Source organism: Paraglaciecola marina, from assembly GCF_004360155.1.
In the GTDB taxonomy this organism is placed as follows: domain Bacteria; phylum Pseudomonadota; class Gammaproteobacteria; order Enterobacterales; family Alteromonadaceae; genus Paraglaciecola; species Paraglaciecola marina.
This window is the reverse complement of sequence record NZ_ML178728.1, coordinates 17,778-34,659: the sequence shown is the minus strand read 5'-3', so window position 1 is coordinate 34,659 and position 16,882 is coordinate 17,778. Positions and strand designations below refer to the sequence as shown.

Below are 16,882 nucleotides of genomic sequence, written 5' to 3'. Positions count from 1 at the left end.
AGCCTGTAAAAATAGAGAAAAATAACAGAGAGGATTCTACCACCACATAGAAAATGTGTGGTTAAACTTTTAATTATTTAAAAAAACGCTCTTATCTGCATGATAAAAAAGCACATAAAAGCGCTATTTAGGCGTTAGTTTAGGTGTTGTTTCAAGAAGGTATCCATAGCTTTAAAAGTAGCGTGGCGATTACGTTGAATAGATAAGTAGTGATCACCATTTTCAAGTTCAAGGTAATCAACGTCTTTATCTAATGCCTTTAAGCTTTTTACCATCACGCGACTTTGGTCTACGTCAACTACTCGGTCATCTTCACCGTGGATAAACAACATAGGAATTTTGACTTTACCAGAATGATAAGCTGGTGAGCGGGCTTCTAAGTCATCAAAATCATCACCCAACTGCGCTTTTACACGCCGACTGCCTGTGTAGTCATAAAAGCGGATAACTCGTTTCTTAAGATCAGTCACTCCAGCAAAACTAATCGCACACTTAAACAAATCAGGGGTTTTTACCGCGGCCATTGCCGCTGCGTAGCCTCCGTAGCTCGCTCCTACCATGCACATTTTGTCCTTAAGTGCGATGTTTTGCTCCACCAGCCAATTAGCTGCGTCGGTTAAGTCATCTTGCATGGTTAAGCCCCACCCTTTCATTTGGCTTTGAGCAAATTCGTATCCATAACCCGTTGAACCTCTGAAGTTAGGTCTAAACACTGCATAACCACGGTTTGCAAAAAATGATGTCCAATAGTCAAAGCCATCATAGTTTCTAGCGTGTGGGCCTCCATGAGGGTGTATTATGGTAGGAACAGGACCTTCAGCACCTAAAGGCAGCGTTAAATACCCTTCTAGTTTAGAGCCATCTCGCGCTGTATAGCTCACTAATTTGTGCTCACTCAACTCATCAGGTGCTAGTGCAGGGTATTGCTCAAAAATTAGTTTTAAAGAATTTTGTTTACGATGCCCTAGATAATAAGCTCCGGGTGTATAATCGTTTTCCGTGTAAAGTAAGTACACATTTTCGTCTGCGCTAAAATCTGTCAGGTATACAGAGTAATCTTTAAATGCTTTTGCTAAAGACTTATTAAAGTTACCTATCGACTTATCCCAATAAATTCGACCACTATTGCTGTTGCTATGGTAAAGACCTATGACGTCATTGGTCTTTTGGGAGTATATCAATGGCCCATCAACATCATAGTCTTTGTCTTCAAACACTAAAGTTGACGTTCTGGTTGCTAAATCAATTTTAAATAATGCTTTTTTATCACCATTGTATTGGGTGTAATACAAAATATTAGGGTCTTTCGCGAAGCCTAGCGGTGTTACTCCAGACTCTTCAAAGCTGTTGTACTCAAACAGTTTATGCCAAGTGTCATCATCGCCAATTCTAACCCGTATTGATGCCTCGCCTGTTTTATAATTTAAAGCTTCACCTAAACGCAAAGTACCTTGTCTATCAGTCATCCAGTCTCGTATGTTTAATTTGCCTCGACTTACTCTGGATTTTCTACCTGTATTGATATTCAACCTATAAACACCCGGTAAATTAACCGTATCCAGATCGAGAGCGATAAGGATATTTTCAGGATCATTAGGTAAAAATGAAATCACATCATCCTGAAATTGAGAGTAATGATCATTGCCAATTTTATGTTTTGAAGGCGGCTTACTCAGCTGCCTTTGTACGGGCTGGTCGCCATCAACATCAATGGCCAGTAAACGAGTTTCCATAACATCTACACCATTAATCGAAGAGGCAAACCTAACACTTACCACTAAGGTTTTATCGTTTGCCCATTCAAACCAGTTTGTCTTGTTAGATTCATTATCCGACTGAACAGCGTGGAGTTTCTTGCCTGTGGTTAAATCTACAGATGTTAATACTGTTACTTCTGGTGATTTATAGCTTCTTAGGTAGGCGATTTTTGTCCCACTTGGTGATAAAACTGGTTTTTCATATCTAGGAAGTTGACTAAAGCTCTCAACGGGTAACTGTTCTGCAACACTACTTAAAGAAGTAAATAAAACAACTACCAAACAACACAAGCGAATGATTCCATTCATAAAAAGGTCCAAATATTTACAACTAAAATTAGCCCAAAACTATACACAAAACTTATTGGCTTTGCATTAGCCAATCATGCAAGTTTATCAAGGCTACAAGTTTTCTCTAATTTAAATGCTTTTTCAAAAAAGCATCCATAGCTTTAAAAGTAGCGTGGCGATTACGTTGAATAGATAAGTAGTGGTCACCATTTTCTAGCTCGATAAATTCTACATCTTTGTCTAAATCTTCAAGCTCTTCTACCATAATTTCACTTTGCACTATATCCACTACTCGATCATCTTCACCGTGGATAAACAACATAGGAATTTTAACTTTATCGGCATGATAAGCCGGTGAGCGGGCTTTTAAGTCGGCAGAGTCATCACCAATCTGCTTTTTCACAAATTTACTATTTAAATAACGGCGACTGGTTGATACCAATTTCTTTAAATCGGTTACCCCGGCAAAACTTATGGCACACTTAAATAAGTCTGGTGTTTTTACCGCAGCCATAGCGGCTGCATAACCGCCGTAGCTCGCTCCAACGATACACATTTTGTCTTTAAGGGCGATGTTTTGCGCCACCAGCCAATTAGCTGCGTCGGTTAAATCATCTTGCATGGTTAAGCCCCACCCTTTCATCTGGCTTTGAGCAAACTCATAGCCATAACCCGTTGACCCTCTGAAGTTAGGTCTAAATACGGCGTAGCCTCGGTTTGCAAAAAACGAAGTCCAATAATCAAAGCCATCGTATTCACGAGCCCCGGGGCCACCATGGGGGTGTAAAATAGTAGCAACAGGACCTTCAGCACCTAGAGGTAGGGTTAAATAACCTTCTAGCTCAGTACCATCTCGAGCGGTATAGGTGACAAACTTATGCTCGGTTAGTACTTCCGGCACCAAGTTAGGATACTGACTCAGAATCGGGGTCAAAGAGGAATTCTTGCGATCGCCTAAAAAATATCTTCCTGGAGTGAAGTCATTCTCTGTATATAAAAGATAAATGTTTTCATCTCGGCTAAAGTCCACCAAATATACGTCACTTTCAGGTAGAGCTTTATTTAACGCATTTTGAAATTTAATTCTAGAGTCGTCCCAATACACACGGCCATCATCATTATGAGAATGATAGATGCCAATCACATCATTGGTTTTCCTCGAATATATGAGCGAACCGTCCACGTCGTAATTTTCATCTTCAAAAACCAACTCTGACTCTTTGCTGGTAAGATCAATTTTATATAAGGCTTTTTTATCGCCTTTATATTGGCTGTAGTACAAAATATTAGGATCTTTAGCAAAACCAAGAGGGTTAATACCTGACTCTTCTAAAGCATTGTATTCAAACATTTTATGCCAAGTATCATCATCACCAATCCGCACTCGAATAGAGGCCTCACCGGTTTTATAGTTTAACGCTTCACCTAAACGTAAATTACCTTGCCTATCAGCCATCCAATCTCTAACAGACATTTTGCCCCTCGAAATACGCGACTTATTGCCGTTATTAATATTTAGCTTATACACGTCAGGTAAGTTGGCGACTTCTAAGTCTAAAGCAATTAAAATATAGTCAGGTTCATTGGGTAAAAATGATATTACGTCATCTTGGAACTGAGAGATGTGCTGGTTTCCATAAATACCTGTTCTAGGCTTAATTAATGGGCGCTGCACGGGCTTTTCGCCATCTATGTCAATTGCCAATAAACGAGTTTCAGTGACATCTGTTCTACCCCTTTTACTGGCAAACCTTAAACTCACAATAAGAGTTTTCTCATTTGCCCAAGTAAACCAGTTAACTTTAATCTCTTCATTATCCGATTGAACTACGTATTGCTTTTTCCCTGTGGTGAGATCGAAAGTGGTTAACACTGCAATTTCTGGCGATAAAAAGTTACTTATATAAGCAATTTTACTGCCGTTAGGAGAAAGATTAGGGCGGGTATTAGAGGGTAATTGACTAAAACTCTCAACGGGTAGCTCTTTGGCAACACTACTCAAAGAAGCGAGTAAAACAACTACCGAACAACACAAGCGGATGATTCCATTCATAAATAAAAATCCAAACATCTAAGACTACAAGGAACCCAAAACTATACACAAAACTTATTTGTTTGGCATTAGCTAATAGTGCTGTTTTATCGGCACTATTAGCTATCTCTAATTCAAATGCTTTTTCAAAAATGTATCCATCGCCTTAAAAGTAATATGACGATTACGCTGAATAGATAAATTATGATCGCCATTTTCTAGCTCGATAAATTCAACCTCCTTATCTAAACTGCGTAATGCGCTCACCATGGCTTCACTTTGTTCAACCGCTACCACAACATCATCTTCACCATGAATAAACAACATGGGTATCTTCACCTTATCGGCATGGTATGCAGGTGAACGAGACTTCAAATCTTCAGAATCTGCACCCAACTGCTTCTTAGCAAAGTTACTATTTAAATAACGGCGACTGGTTGATACCATTTTTTTTAAATCGGTTACACCGGCAAAACTTATGGCGCACTCAAATAAGTCAGGGGTTTTTACCGCAGCCATAGCAGCAGCATAGCCACCATAACTTGCCCCTACGATACATATTTTGTCTTTAAGGGCGATATTCTGATCCACCAGCCAATTTGCTGCATCGGTTAAGTCATCTTGCATAGTTAAGCCCCAGCCTTGCATTTGAGACTGTGCAAATTCATATCCATACCCTGTAGACCCCCTAAAGTTAGGTCTAAACACGGCGTAACCTCGGTTTGCAAAAAACGAAGTCCAATAATCAAAACCATCGTATTCTCGTGCACCGGGTCCACCATGTGGATGTAAGATAGTAGCAACAGGGCCTGCTGCACCTAAAGGCAATGTTAGGTACCCTTCCAGCTCCGTGCCGTCTCTCGCGGTATAGGTGACAAACTTATGTTCGGTTAATACTTCAGGAAGCAGAGCAGGATATTGATCTAAGACGGGTACTAAAGACTTTTCTTTACGGTTTCCAAAATAGTAAGTACCGGGTGTAAAGTCATTTTCTGTATATAGCAAATAGATACTTTCATCTTGACTGAAATCAACAAGATACACGTCTTTGCCGGGCAAAGCTCGATTCAAAGACTTTTGAAACTTATGTCTAGATTTATCCCAATACACACGGCCGTCTTCACTCTGAGAGTGATAAACACCTATCACATCATTGGTTTTTCTGGAATAAATGAGCGAGCCGTCCACGTCGTAATTTTCGTCTTCAAAAACCAACTCTGATTCTCTGCTGGTAAGATCAATTTTATATAAAGCTTTTTTATCACCTTTATACTGACTGTAGTACAAGATATTGGGGTCTTTGGCAAAGCCTAGCGGCGTAATAGCAGGGTCTTTTAAGGCATTGTATTCAAACATCTTATGCCAAGTATTATCATCACCAATCTGAACTTTGATGCCAGCATCACCATGAGTGTAATCTAGTGCTGAACCCAACCTTACTTGCCCTTGCCTGTCTGCCATCCAGTTGCGGATCATCGCTCTTCCACGAACAACTCGGGATTTTTTATCGTTATAAATATTAACTTTATAAACACCTGGTAAGTTTGCTTTATCAAGGTCTAAGGCAACTAAAATATGTTCAGGGTCGTCAGGTAAAAATGACACCACAGTATCCTGAAATTGCGAAGCTCTTTGACTTCTTTTAGGTTTGGCAATTTGTCTTTGTAGGGGCTTTTCACCATCAATATCTACTGCTAGCAACCGAGTTTCGGTATAGTCGGTACGACCCTGCGTAGAGGTATATTTAACACTTACAATTAGGGTTTTTTCATTTGCCCAAGTAAACCATTTTATTTTAATTTTTTCATTATCTGACTTAACTAGGAGCTGCTTTTTACCGGTAGCTAAATCTACCGACGTTAAAACTGTCACTTCGGGGGATAAATAATTCTTTATATAGGCAATTTTTTTACCGCTAGGGGAAAGGTTAGGCCGCATGTGGCTTGGTAACTGACTGAAACTTTCAACAGCTAGCTCCTCAGCAAAAACATCAGTAACACAAAAGTAAAAACTAAGATAACAAACTAACAGTCGAATTCCATTCATACTAACACCAACAGCAAATGTAAAAAAACAGTTAACCATTAAACCCTAATTGTTTCGTAATGTTAAGATTAATTACCTTTATCCCTAAACTTTATAGCAGTGTCTTATCTAATTTTGCAGCTAACTTACACAAAACAGAAAACTTCGAGACGTGAGTTTAAAAGCTTATAGTATTAATCATGTTTGAAGCCTTTGGGTGAGTTATCTAAATCGGTCACTCGGCCATTACGTAAGCTATATATCCAACTATGAATTTGGACAAACTGCCCTCTAGCTCTAGCATCTTTTATAATATTACTACGCTTTACATTATCGGCTTGCTCCATCACATTCAATTCGCACATGCGAGCAGATTTATCATGCGAATTTAACTGTGATAGCTCTTCACGGTGTTTATAAGCAAGATCTTTAATATGGCCTAACCAATTGTCAATTAATCCAAATTGCTGATTGCCTAAAGCGGCATCAACCCCACCACAACCGTAATGGCCACATACAATCACGTGCCTAACTTTTAAAACGTCCACCGCATATTGCAGTACAGACAAACAATTAAAATCAGTGTGTACTACTAAATTTGCCACATTACGGTGTACAAAAATATCACCTGGCAACAGGCCAACTATTTGATTCGCTGGAACACGGCTATCAGAACAGCCTATCCATAAGTATTCAGGACTTTGTTGTTTTGCTAGCTTATTGAAAAACTCTGGGTCATCTTTTTTTATTTGTTCAGACCAAGCTTCATTGTTGCTCAGAAGTTGTTTGATTTCGCTCATAAACCCTCACATTGTTGCTGGCGAGTATAAAGTAACTAACCTAAGCGACAAGACAAATATCGATAACTTACATGGTGCTATCTTTACATTTGGGTAATTTATAGATCTGCGTCATATGACTAATTGAGGAAGTTTTCGTATTACCAATAATAGAACAACCTGAAGATAGCTAAGATATTTCCATGAAACTCACAAAATTCACGTTAGCTACGTTAACAATTGGCTTATACATTCATTCAACTTCATTGTTGGCACAAGACCAAGATGAAGCTGAAGTTAAAGCCCTAAGCACGCCCAACATTGCTGGCGTGATTCCCTCTAACATAGACTCAGCCACACCAGGTTTAATGCCATTAAAACCTTTAGAAGATATCCCAGATGAAGTAATGGCTGTGATCAACACTTTGCCAACTTCACAACAAGAATTCATTTTAAGTGGTAAAACCAATGACGTATTAAAGAAAGACGCATTATTTAACCTACTCACCGCCGAATCAGAGTCTACGGCTAAAGAATATATAGACACTATTATGTCTATATACGATCAAATTGGATTTAAAGAAGGCCGAGATATGGCCTCGGTAGAACTAGATACCAGTTCACCTGATTTTAACACTTGGCGTTTAAAGCGCCCCCAATCAATGAATCCCGACCGAGAGCCAGGCCCGATTACCCTAGGTCGATATCTCGGAGGTGGTCGTTCGGGTATTCCTACTTTTGCCAATGCGCCAGTTGCCCTTACACCAGAAGATTTAGTAGCAGGTGAAGTAGATGTTGCCATTTTAGGTGCGCCTTTGGATATGGGTTCAGGCTGGCGAGATGCTATACATGGCCCAAGAGCCATGCGTATGTTACACAGAGGAACAGGTGGGACAGATGTTTCAACTATGATTGCCCCAGCTTCGGTATTAAACATTGTTGATTATGGAAATGTTGCCATAGACCAGTTAAACACAGAGCGAAGTGTCCAAGAAGTTCGCTCTATGGTTCGTGAAATAGCGGAGACAGGCGCCATACCTATTATTATTGGTGGTGACCACTCCTTAGAATATCCAAACGTTGCCGCTATCGCCGATGTTTACGGTAAAGGTAATGTGTCGGTTGTACATTTTGATGCTCATTTAGATACGGGCCGCGGGCGAGTGCACCTTTTAAGTCACGGACAACCCATATACCGATTAATGAAAGAAGCCCATGTAAAACCTGAAGACTTTATTCAAGTTGGCTTAAGAGCTCATTACAGTAAAAGTTATTACAAATGGGAAAAAGAAATTGGTATGAAATACCACACTATGGCTGAGGTTGAGCGCCGTGGTTGGGATGATGTAATGAACCGAGTTATAAAAGAAGCCACCGAAAAAACAGATTATCTTTATGTGTCTTTTGATGTGGATGTGTTAGACCCAGCATTTCAACCGGGGACAGGTACGCCGGTTTCTGGTGGTTTAACCATGCGCGAAGCCATACCCATAATACGTAGGCTCTGCGCTGAAACTCAATTAGTAGGCTTTGATATTGTAGAACTGGCGCCTGCGTTAGACTCAACCTACGTTAGTGCCTTAAATGCTAATAGTTTGATGTTTGCATGTTTAACAGGGATAGCTATGCACAAAAAAGGCATCAAAGAAAAAGGCTTTATTAGTGAATTGTCTTCAGACCATGGTCAAGACGATTATTATGGAGATAAGAAATGAGCAATTTAAGCTATCTATCTGATAAACCTTTAACAGCCATTAAAGTAGCCATAACCGTATTTTTGTTAGTTGGGTGCGCTGCGCAATCTGTTGACACCGCATCTACAGCGGTAAACTTACCCCCTGATGATAGTGCAAAGTTGCAATTATTAAGTGAGGCCGAATTAGCCTTTTTACGGGACCCTGGTCGGCTAAAATGGTTTAACCTAACCGAAGAAAAAGTCTTGCTACAATTAGCACAGCGCGATGCCAAAGGCATCAAGCAATATGTGTCTGATATGTTAGAAGTACTCAATGCCGCTAAGTATCAAACTGGCCAAGGCACTGCTAGCACGCTGATTAACGGGGTTGATGAGCCCTTAACTAATGCTGCTGACTCTGCAAGTATTCCTTTGAACACAGGCGCAGGTGGCTTCAACAAACGTAAAATAGTACGCCCTGCTTTCTTAGATAAATATAAACGCAGCCCTGGGCCTATTAGCTTACAGCGATATGTACACGAACAAGATGGTATCCCCACATTTGCCAATGCCCCAGTAGCCATACGCCCCGAAGACCTAATAGCAGGCCAAGTTGAGGTAGCTTTTGTCGGCGTGCCCTTAGCACTTGGTTCTGGCTGGCGGGATTCACAGCATGCTCCCACTGTATTAAGAGGTATGTACGGCCTTAATGGATATGACATTGCCGGAGGAGTTGACCCAAGCCTCACGCTAAATATTGCTGATTATGGCAATGTGGTCACTGATTACCTAAGTCTTGAACTAAGCGTGCAACATATTCGAGAACAAGTTAGCAGCATGATAGAAGCAGGCTCAGTACCCTTTATAGTGGGTGGCGACCATTCTATTATGTACCCAACTGTTGCAGCGATAACCGATAATTATGGCACCGACAATGTGACTGTGGTTCAACTTGATGCCCATTACAATGGCACCCTAGGGTTAGAACATTATTATTCTGACGAGCAAAGTGTTTCACGTTTACTTGGCGATAATATTCTGGAAGGAAGCAATTTAGTGCAAGTTGGGCTTCGCGGGCCATCTCAAGACAAAGAGGCATTGGAATGGTTGTTAGCACAAGGTGTGAGTTACCACACTATGGCCGAGGTTGAAGAAAACGGCTGGGCTAACACCCTAGAAACCACCATTAAACAAGCTAAAAAATTGGATAAAACCTATATATCCTTCGATATGAGTGTATTAGATCCAGCCTTTGCGCCAGGCGCCGGACGTCCTATTCCTGGAGGCTTATCTATCATTCAAGCACGCACTATGGTTCGCCGCCTATGTGCCGAAACAGAAATAGTGGGTTTCGAAATGTTAGATGTAGCCCCATACTTAGATACAAGTTATAAAACCGCCCTTAATGCCAACTATATTATGCATGCATGCTTAACGGGTATAGCCATGCGTAAAGCTGGGAAAACCCAAGCGAATCATTTAGATTCACTGGCATTAAGTAAATAAATCTATTCTAATACTTGTTGGGTTGAATAAAGTTGGGAGTATATGTATACCGTTCTTGTTGTAGATGATTCTCCAGATTCGTTGAGTTTGATTAACGATATTTTGGAGAAAGAAGGGATCAGCACCTTGGTTGCACTTGAAGGTAGCCAAGCTATTGTCATAGCTGAACAAATCAAGCCAGACATAATCTTGCTTGATGCCGTGATGCCAAAAATGGATGGGTTTGAAACCTGTATTAAGCTAAAACAAAATCGAGCTTTAAATCATATACCTGTAGTCTTCATGACGGGCTTAAAAGATTCAGACAATATCCTCAAAGGCTTAAATGCCGGCGGGGTCGACTATGTCACCAAACCCGTAAACCCAGAAGAATTAATAGCTAGAATTAAGCGCCACATAGGTAATGCCCAAATTACCTCTAGCGCTCAAAAAGCCTTAGACAGCATTGGGCAAACGCTGTTTTCTGTGAGTCGAGCTGGTGAGTTATTATGGGCCACTCCACAAACCCACGACTTTCTATCAAATATTCCACATTCCGATGACTGGCTTAGCGATTGTCTGATCCCCTTTGTAACTGAGATTAGCAATGCCAAGGTTGAAGAAGGCTCACAATTTAAGCTCAGCTATGAAAATGGCGCATGTGAGCTAACCTTAGTTACTATTCAAGAAAGCGGTGATTGTACTTTTCGAATCTGCCACTTTGTAGAATCCGTCTCAGGTGAGGACAAACTCAAATCAAAACTCAATATTACCAGTAGAGAGTCCGAAGTCTTATTTTGGCTTTCAAATGGAAAAACCAACAAAGAAATCGCTGTCATTTTGAATATTGGCTCTCGCACCGTAAACAAACACCTAGAACAAGTATTTGTGAAGCTGGGCGTAGAGAATAGAACCACAGCGGCGGGCATTGCCATACGCACATTGGCTGGAGATTAAATAAGGCGTGAGCAACTAAATGTCTAGCCCTTCGCAGATTAACGGCCAAACACAAAAAACACACATGGATATTTACCAAAAAGCCATAACGGCTTTTAATAATGGTGATATCCAAGGGGCACATTTGGCCTGTGTGGATATTCTTAAAGCCAACCCTAACTTTCATCAGTCATATCATCTATTGGCCTTAATCAATATTCAGATACATCAATACGGTAAAGCAGGTGAGCTGTTAAAGCGGGCTATAAAGATTAGTGACACCACTAAATACCGCATCGAGTTAGCCAAAACCTATTCGTTATTAGGCATTTCGGATGGGGTGATTTCCATCGCCAATACCATTGAAATTAAAAAGCTTAACTCTTTTTATGAGTTAGATACCTTAGGGGTTATCCTAAGTAGAGTTGAACAACATGAAACCGCCTTACAGTGCTTTGAAAAGGCCATTGCCTTAAAACCCACGCCAGAAATACTCTATAACTTTGCAGTCTCCGCTAAGTTTTGTGGTCAACATCAAGCCGCACAAACAGCGTTAAACAAAGCTTTGAAATTAAAGCCTGATTACCATCAAGCACACTTCGCATTAGCTGATTTAACTCAAGATAAAGCCATAGATACCCACATAGTGCAGCTTACGAAAATGCTTGAAGGCACCCCAAATGCTCCTATCGATGTGACACTGCATTTGAGCCATGCATTGGCAAAGGAATACGAAAAACAAAAAAACTACGGTTTAGCGTTTGAGACCTTACTAAAAGCTAAATCACAGAAGGCTAAGCAATTACCTTACAACAGGCAAGATGACCAACGCCTGTTTGACGGGCTGTACAAAAGTATTGAAAACCTCAACAAACAATCTAATCGAAACACAGGGTCTAACAGCCAACGTCCCATATTTGTGGTGGGTATGCCACGCTCTGGCACAACATTAGTAGAGCGGATCCTTTCAAGTCACAGCCAAGTTACATCAGGGGGCGAGTTAGAAGACTTCAGTTTATTATTAAAACACGCCAGCCAATCCACAGGGAACTCAGTTCTCAACCACAATTTATATCAAGATAGTTCTAAAGTGGGCTTTACCAAAGTAGCAAAAGCGTACTTAGCCCGAACAGCCCACATTGGCAACAATCGGGGAAAATTTGTGGATAAACTGCCCTTCAATTTTTTCTATCTACCTTTTATTCGCCAAGCATTTCCTAAAGCTAAAATTATCTGTTTACTCAGAAACCCTTTAGACACCTGTGTAGGTAACTTTAGGCAGCTATTTTCTATCAACAATCCCCATTATAACTACACTCAAAGTTTAGAAGATTGCGCTTGGTTCTATCAGCAATTTGAAAAATGGATACAAACATGGAGTGAATTCGACCCCCAAGGTACTAAGCTGCTGGAATATGAACGATTGACCAAAAATCCTCAACAATACGTGCCAGAGCTCATTAATTTTTGTGGACTAGATTGGCAAACCCAATGCCTGCAGATAGAGAGCAACACAGCCCCGGTTTCTACTGCTAGTAAAATGCAAGTTCGTCAGCCCATCAATCAAAAGTCCATAGGTAATTGGAAGCGATATCAAGCCTATACCACTGATATTGAGGCCATTTTTGGTTAATAATCTACTCTACGTCAAATGACGTAGACGCTAAGGTAATAATGCGACTACTCAAGTTGTTCCCCCAACGACATAATGAAGCTGTAGAAAAAACAAACTAAAAATAGTAGTACACATTCTCGACGTTTCTAGCCTTTGATTACGATGTACTTTTCTGCACCGCCACATAACTAACTCAACAGCACTAAAAGAGACTCACACATGAACATAAATGGTAAAATCAAACCTAGCAAACTCGCTATGGCAATTAGTCTTGCTTTTTTGCCCATCTCAGGAATGTTAACGAGTCAGAACGTTCTAGCACAGGAAGCAACAACAGATGCTGACCAAGCAATAGAAACCATACAAGTCACGGCCACCCGTCGTGCCGGAACAGTACAAGATGTTCCAATCAATATCTCGGCTATATCTCCAGATTTAATAGAGCAACAAGACATTAGTGAGCTTGAAGATATTGCCAAGTGGACACCAGGATTAACCATTACAGACCAAGGTGGTCGTTCCAATGCACCTATCATCGTAAGGGGATTAAATACTAACTCCTCTGGCCCTGGTTCAAATGGCGGTACAGTAGCAACTTATGTTGGAGAGATTCCACTTCTCGTGAACATGCGTTTGATTGATATGGACCGAGTCGAAGTACTCATAGGCCCACAAGGAACATTATATGGCGCAGGTACTTTAGGGGGAGCAATACGTTATATTCCAAATGCTGTTGAGTTAGATATGACAACTTTAGAGATATTTGGTGATTTCTCTCAAACCGCAGAAAGCGACAGCATGGGGACAGAGGGTGGTTTCATTGTTAATGTCCCCCTTATCACTGACGAACTTGGCTTTCGTATGTCACTTAACTACTTAAATGACCCTGGGTTTATTGATTATAACTACTTAGTACAAGAACCTGGCGTTTCTTTGCCCGACCCAGATTGGGATGATCCAGATGATGTGGCAGCAAACCTTTATTCGGTTGCAGATGCCAATGGTGAAAAAGCCCTAACTACAAGAGCAGCTCTAACTTGGAAGCCAACCGAGTGGCTTGAGAGTACACTGACTTACTTCTACCAAAATACAGAACTAGAAGGTCGTTCAATTTCTCAGTACAACTCTCTATCATCTGAAAGTGAGCTGAACGGACAGGTTGGAAAATATGAATCTGCGTATCGTTACTTAGAACCTTTTGAGCGTACAAACGACTTATTAAGTTTAGAAGTAAAGGCTGACCTTGGCTTTGCTGAGTTGGTATCTGCTACTGGCATCACAGGTACCGAAACGATAGGTAATCGTGACCAAACAGACTTATTAATCCGCTTAAGCTATGGATATGAAGAATTTCCATCTTTTGCCGCATACACAGAAGATGCGTTTAATAGAGATACGTTTACGCAAGAAATACGCTTAGTATCTACCAATGAAGGCCCTTTTAGTTGGATACTGGGTGGCTATTACAACAAAGACGAAACCGACGGTTACAGCATAGAATATGCACCAGGATTTGATGAGTTTGCAATAGAAGTTTGGGGGGTGGGTGGTTTCTTACGACCCGATTCTATTGAGTATTATTCACAAAGTAATAGTGAGACTATTGAAAAAGCCATTTTTGGTGAAGTAAGCTACGAAATTTCTGATAAATGGAACGTTACCCTAGGCTTAAGGCAATATTGGTACGAAGTCTCAGCTGCTTCAGCTGTAGATTTGCCCCTGTTTTATACAACTTTTCTTGGCCGTGATCCGGACTCTCTTGAATTTGACTTTGAGTCTGTTTATGCAGAAGATGATGGTAACTTATTCAAGTTTAATACTAGCTATCAGTTCACAGACGATGTGCTAGGTTACTTTACAGTTAGTGAGGGCTTCAGAATTGGTGGCGCTAACGATGTTGCAGCCTGCCCTGACAATATCGACGAAATTGACACTCAAATCATCTGTGCTTTGCCTAATGAACAACTGTACTCAGCAGATACCACAGTTAACTATGAACTTGGTATTAAAACTGCGTGGTTTAAGAATAAGTTTTACCTGAATGCGGCGTTGTTTAACGTAGATTGGAACGACGCTCAAGTAAACGGCGCTACCATTAACGGTTCAGTGGGCTACACAGCCAATGCTAAAGGTGCAAATGCTAAAGGTTTTGAACTATCAAGTAGAGCTACCTTTAGTGATAGCTTGTCTGCCTATGCGACCTACTCTTATGCAAAGGCTGAATTAACTGCTGATGCACCTTTCTTATTTGGTGTGTTTGATGAAGACGTTCAATACTGGTATGACGGCTCTGACGGTGACCGTCTACCTGGTTCGCCAGAAAGCTCATTCGCATTTGGCCTAGTATACAACGGAGAGCTAATGGGCAAGGCGCTTGATTTAACCTATGGTCTAACCGCACAAAGTGATGTTTACTCGAAAGTTGGCCTAAAAGACGATGGTGAGGTAATACCAGGATATGCCCTTAGTAATATATCGGCTAAATTGTCTGATGATGACTGGTCAGTAACCTTCTACGTCAACAACTTGTTTGATAAGTACGCATTTACGTCTGTTCGGGGTGATTTAAGTCAAATTGGCCTTGGTCAAGAAATCAACCAAAACCGATATGATCTAACCAGAGGTTATGGGCATTATGTGAATACACCTCGTACGGTTGGTGTGAAGTTTAAATACACCTTTGAAATGTAGTATTTAATCTATACTCAATCTTCATAAAAAGAAGCGGGTGTTCCCCGCTTTTTGCCCTTTAAAAACAACTGAAGATATCTACCATGTCCAGTATTAATAGATTTATAGCTCTTGTACTCCTGACGCTTTCATTTTTCGCAGTCAATGCAGCCGAAGATGAGAAAGAATTAGAGTTTCCAGCTTCATTTAAGAACAAAGTTAAAAGTATTCCAGAAGAGAAACTCGAAATTCTTAAGTCTCCCTTACCCACTATGTTGTTGGGTACAATGGAGCGATTTTATTCAGCAATGGAAGATAAAACCCCATCAGAAATTGAAGCCTACCTTGATGGCATGATTGAAGTTGCAGAGGCCAGCAAATTCAACCCAGAAACCGATATGGCGACGATTCCACTAAATACTGAATCTCCGCTATTTAATTCATGGAAGGTAGAAAGACCACAAAGCTTAAACCCCAAACGAGAGCCAGGGCCAATTCACCTAAGTCGTTATATGAATAATTTTGGCACAGGTATCAATACTTTTGCTGGCGCGCCAGTAGCAATTTATCCAGAAGACTTAATTGCAGGTAAGGTTGATGTGGCCATAGTGGGCGCACCACTTGATATGGGTTCCTACTATCGAGGGCAAAAGTTTGGGCCTCAAGCCATGCGGACAGGTTATTACATGGGAGGCGTTGATATGAATACTATGATCAACCCAAGTGATATATTGAGCATTGTCGATTATGGCGATATCGCCATAGATAACATGAGCACTGAGATCTCGGTTCACCATGTTCGTGAACGTGTTAAAGAAATAGCTGAAACAGGGGCTATTCCCTTTATTGTAGGTGGCGACCATAGTTTAGAATACCCTGATATAGCTGGTTTAGCAGATGTGCACGGCAAAGGAAGTTTTGGTGTGGTTCACTTTGACTCACACTATGACGCGGGTAAAAACCGCCCCCATTGGATTACCCACGGACAGCCAGTATATCGCGCGGTAAAAGAAGGTCATGTTAACCCTGAAAACTTCATTCAAGTAGGTTTACGTGGATCATGGCCCGGCCCTGAAGGTTTTGAGTGGATGCGTAACAATGGTATGCGATATCACACTATGGCGGAAGTTGAGAAAAAAGGCTGGGAATCAGTAATGGAAACCGCTTTAGCTGAGGCTCGAGAAGGTGGTAAAAAGCTGTTTATTTCTTTTGATGTTGACGTTTTAGACCCTGCATTTGTACCCGGAACAGGCACACCAGTGCCGGGCGGGCTAACAATGCGCGAGGCCATTCCTATCGTTCGGGCATTATGTAGCGAAAATGAAATGGTAGGATTTGAAATTGTCGAACTTGACCCTTTACTTGACCCTACCTATCGCTCTGCTTTAAATGCCAACTTCATTATGCATGCTTGCTTAACCGGAGTTGCCATGCGCCATGAGGGTATTACTGAAGGTGATTATTTGTCAGAACTAACAACTGAACATATGCAACCTGAGGCGGGTATAAAAGGCAGAAAAGAAGGATTACGAGAACAAGTGAACCTTGACCACGCAAAACCCCAAAAGTAATGTTGGGGCTGTTCATTTTAGTTAATCACCTTAAAAAGTATTGTTA

General features: G+C 40.9%; 10 protein-coding genes. 6 read left to right on the top strand and 4 right to left on the bottom strand.

Features of this window, described 5'->3' with window-relative positions; genetic code table 11:
• Window positions 1–134: 134 nt before the first annotated feature.
• The 4 genes from EOK74_RS05620 to can form a co-directional block, all read right to left on the bottom strand.
• A complete protein-coding gene (locus EOK74_RS05620) occupies window positions 135–2,066 on the bottom strand; it encodes an alpha/beta hydrolase family protein (protein WP_133468949.1) in 1,932 nt (643 codons plus the stop codon).
• 106 nt (window positions 2,067–2,172) lie between these two features.
• Window positions 2,173–4,101, bottom strand: a complete 1,929-nt coding sequence (locus tag EOK74_RS05615; protein ID WP_133468948.1) for an alpha/beta hydrolase family protein — start codon at window positions 4,099–4,101, stop codon at window positions 2,173–2,175.
• Window positions 4,102–4,209: 108 nt separating this feature from the next.
• Complete coding sequence (locus tag EOK74_RS05610; protein ID WP_205964528.1) at window positions 4,210–6,126, bottom strand: alpha/beta hydrolase family protein; 1,917 nt, start codon at window positions 6,124–6,126, stop codon at window positions 4,210–4,212.
• Between the two features lie 173 nt (window positions 6,127–6,299).
• Entirely contained in the window at window positions 6,300–6,905 is a 606-nt protein-coding gene (gene can, locus EOK74_RS05605; RefSeq protein WP_133468946.1) for a carbonate dehydratase, read from the bottom strand.
• A gap of 182 nt (window positions 6,906–7,087) precedes the next feature.
• On the opposite strand from can, the gene EOK74_RS05600 reads away from it, so the two are divergent.
• The 6 genes from EOK74_RS05600 (at window position 7,088) to EOK74_RS05575 (ending at window position 16,836) form a co-directional block, all read left to right on the top strand.
• Window positions 7,088–8,599, top strand: coding sequence for an agmatinase family protein (locus EOK74_RS05600; RefSeq protein WP_239024028.1), 1,512 nt, complete (start codon window positions 7,088–7,090; stop codon window positions 8,597–8,599).
• Entirely contained in the window at window positions 8,596–10,065 is a 1,470-nt protein-coding gene (locus EOK74_RS05595) for an agmatinase family protein (protein ID WP_133468945.1), read from the top strand. Before EOK74_RS05600 ends, EOK74_RS05595 begins: the two co-directional genes overlap by 4 nt.
• Window positions 10,066–10,107: 42 nt before the next feature.
• Window positions 10,108–11,001, top strand: a complete 894-nt coding sequence (locus EOK74_RS05590; protein ID WP_133468944.1) for a response regulator transcription factor — start codon at window positions 10,108–10,110, stop codon at window positions 10,999–11,001.
• A gap of 19 nt (window positions 11,002–11,020) precedes the next feature.
• Entirely contained in the window at window positions 11,021–12,613 is a 1,593-nt protein-coding gene (locus EOK74_RS05585; RefSeq protein ID WP_239024027.1) for a tetratricopeptide repeat-containing sulfotransferase family protein, read from the top strand.
• Between the two features lie 201 nt (window positions 12,614–12,814).
• Complete coding sequence (locus EOK74_RS05580; RefSeq protein WP_133468943.1) at window positions 12,815–15,286, top strand: TonB-dependent receptor; 2,472 nt, start codon at window positions 12,815–12,817, stop codon at window positions 15,284–15,286.
• An 83-nt stretch (window positions 15,287–15,369) separates the two neighbouring features.
• Entirely contained in the window at window positions 15,370–16,836 is a 1,467-nt protein-coding gene (locus EOK74_RS05575) for an agmatinase family protein (RefSeq protein WP_133468942.1), read from the top strand.
• Window positions 16,837–16,882: the final 46 nt, after the last annotated feature.

Coding starts and splice junctions, on each gene's coding strand:
- EOK74_RS05615 (WP_133468948.1), bottom strand. CDS start 4,101: ATGAATGGAATCATCCGCTTGTGTTGTTCGGTAGTTGTTTTACTCGCT.
- EOK74_RS05590 (WP_133468944.1), top strand. CDS start 10,108: ATGTATACCGTTCTTGTTGTAGATGATTCTCCAGATTCGTTGAGTTTG.
- EOK74_RS05610 (WP_205964528.1), bottom strand. CDS start 6,126: ATGAATGGAATTCGACTGTTAGTTTGTTATCTTAGTTTTTACTTTTGT.
- EOK74_RS05600 (WP_239024028.1), top strand. CDS start 7,088: ATGAAACTCACAAAATTCACGTTAGCTACGTTAACAATTGGCTTATAC.
- EOK74_RS05580 (WP_133468943.1), top strand. CDS start 12,815: ATGAACATAAATGGTAAAATCAAACCTAGCAAACTCGCTATGGCAATT.
- EOK74_RS05620 (WP_133468949.1), bottom strand. CDS start 2,066: ATGAATGGAATCATTCGCTTGTGTTGTTTGGTAGTTGTTTTATTTACT.
- EOK74_RS05595 (WP_133468945.1), top strand. CDS start 8,596: ATGAGCAATTTAAGCTATCTATCTGATAAACCTTTAACAGCCATTAAA.
- can (WP_133468946.1), bottom strand. CDS start 6,905: ATGAGCGAAATCAAACAACTTCTGAGCAACAATGAAGCTTGGTCTGAA.
- EOK74_RS05585 (WP_239024027.1), top strand. CDS start 11,021: ATGTCTAGCCCTTCGCAGATTAACGGCCAAACACAAAAAACACACATG.
- EOK74_RS05575 (WP_133468942.1), top strand. CDS start 15,370: ATGTCCAGTATTAATAGATTTATAGCTCTTGTACTCCTGACGCTTTCA.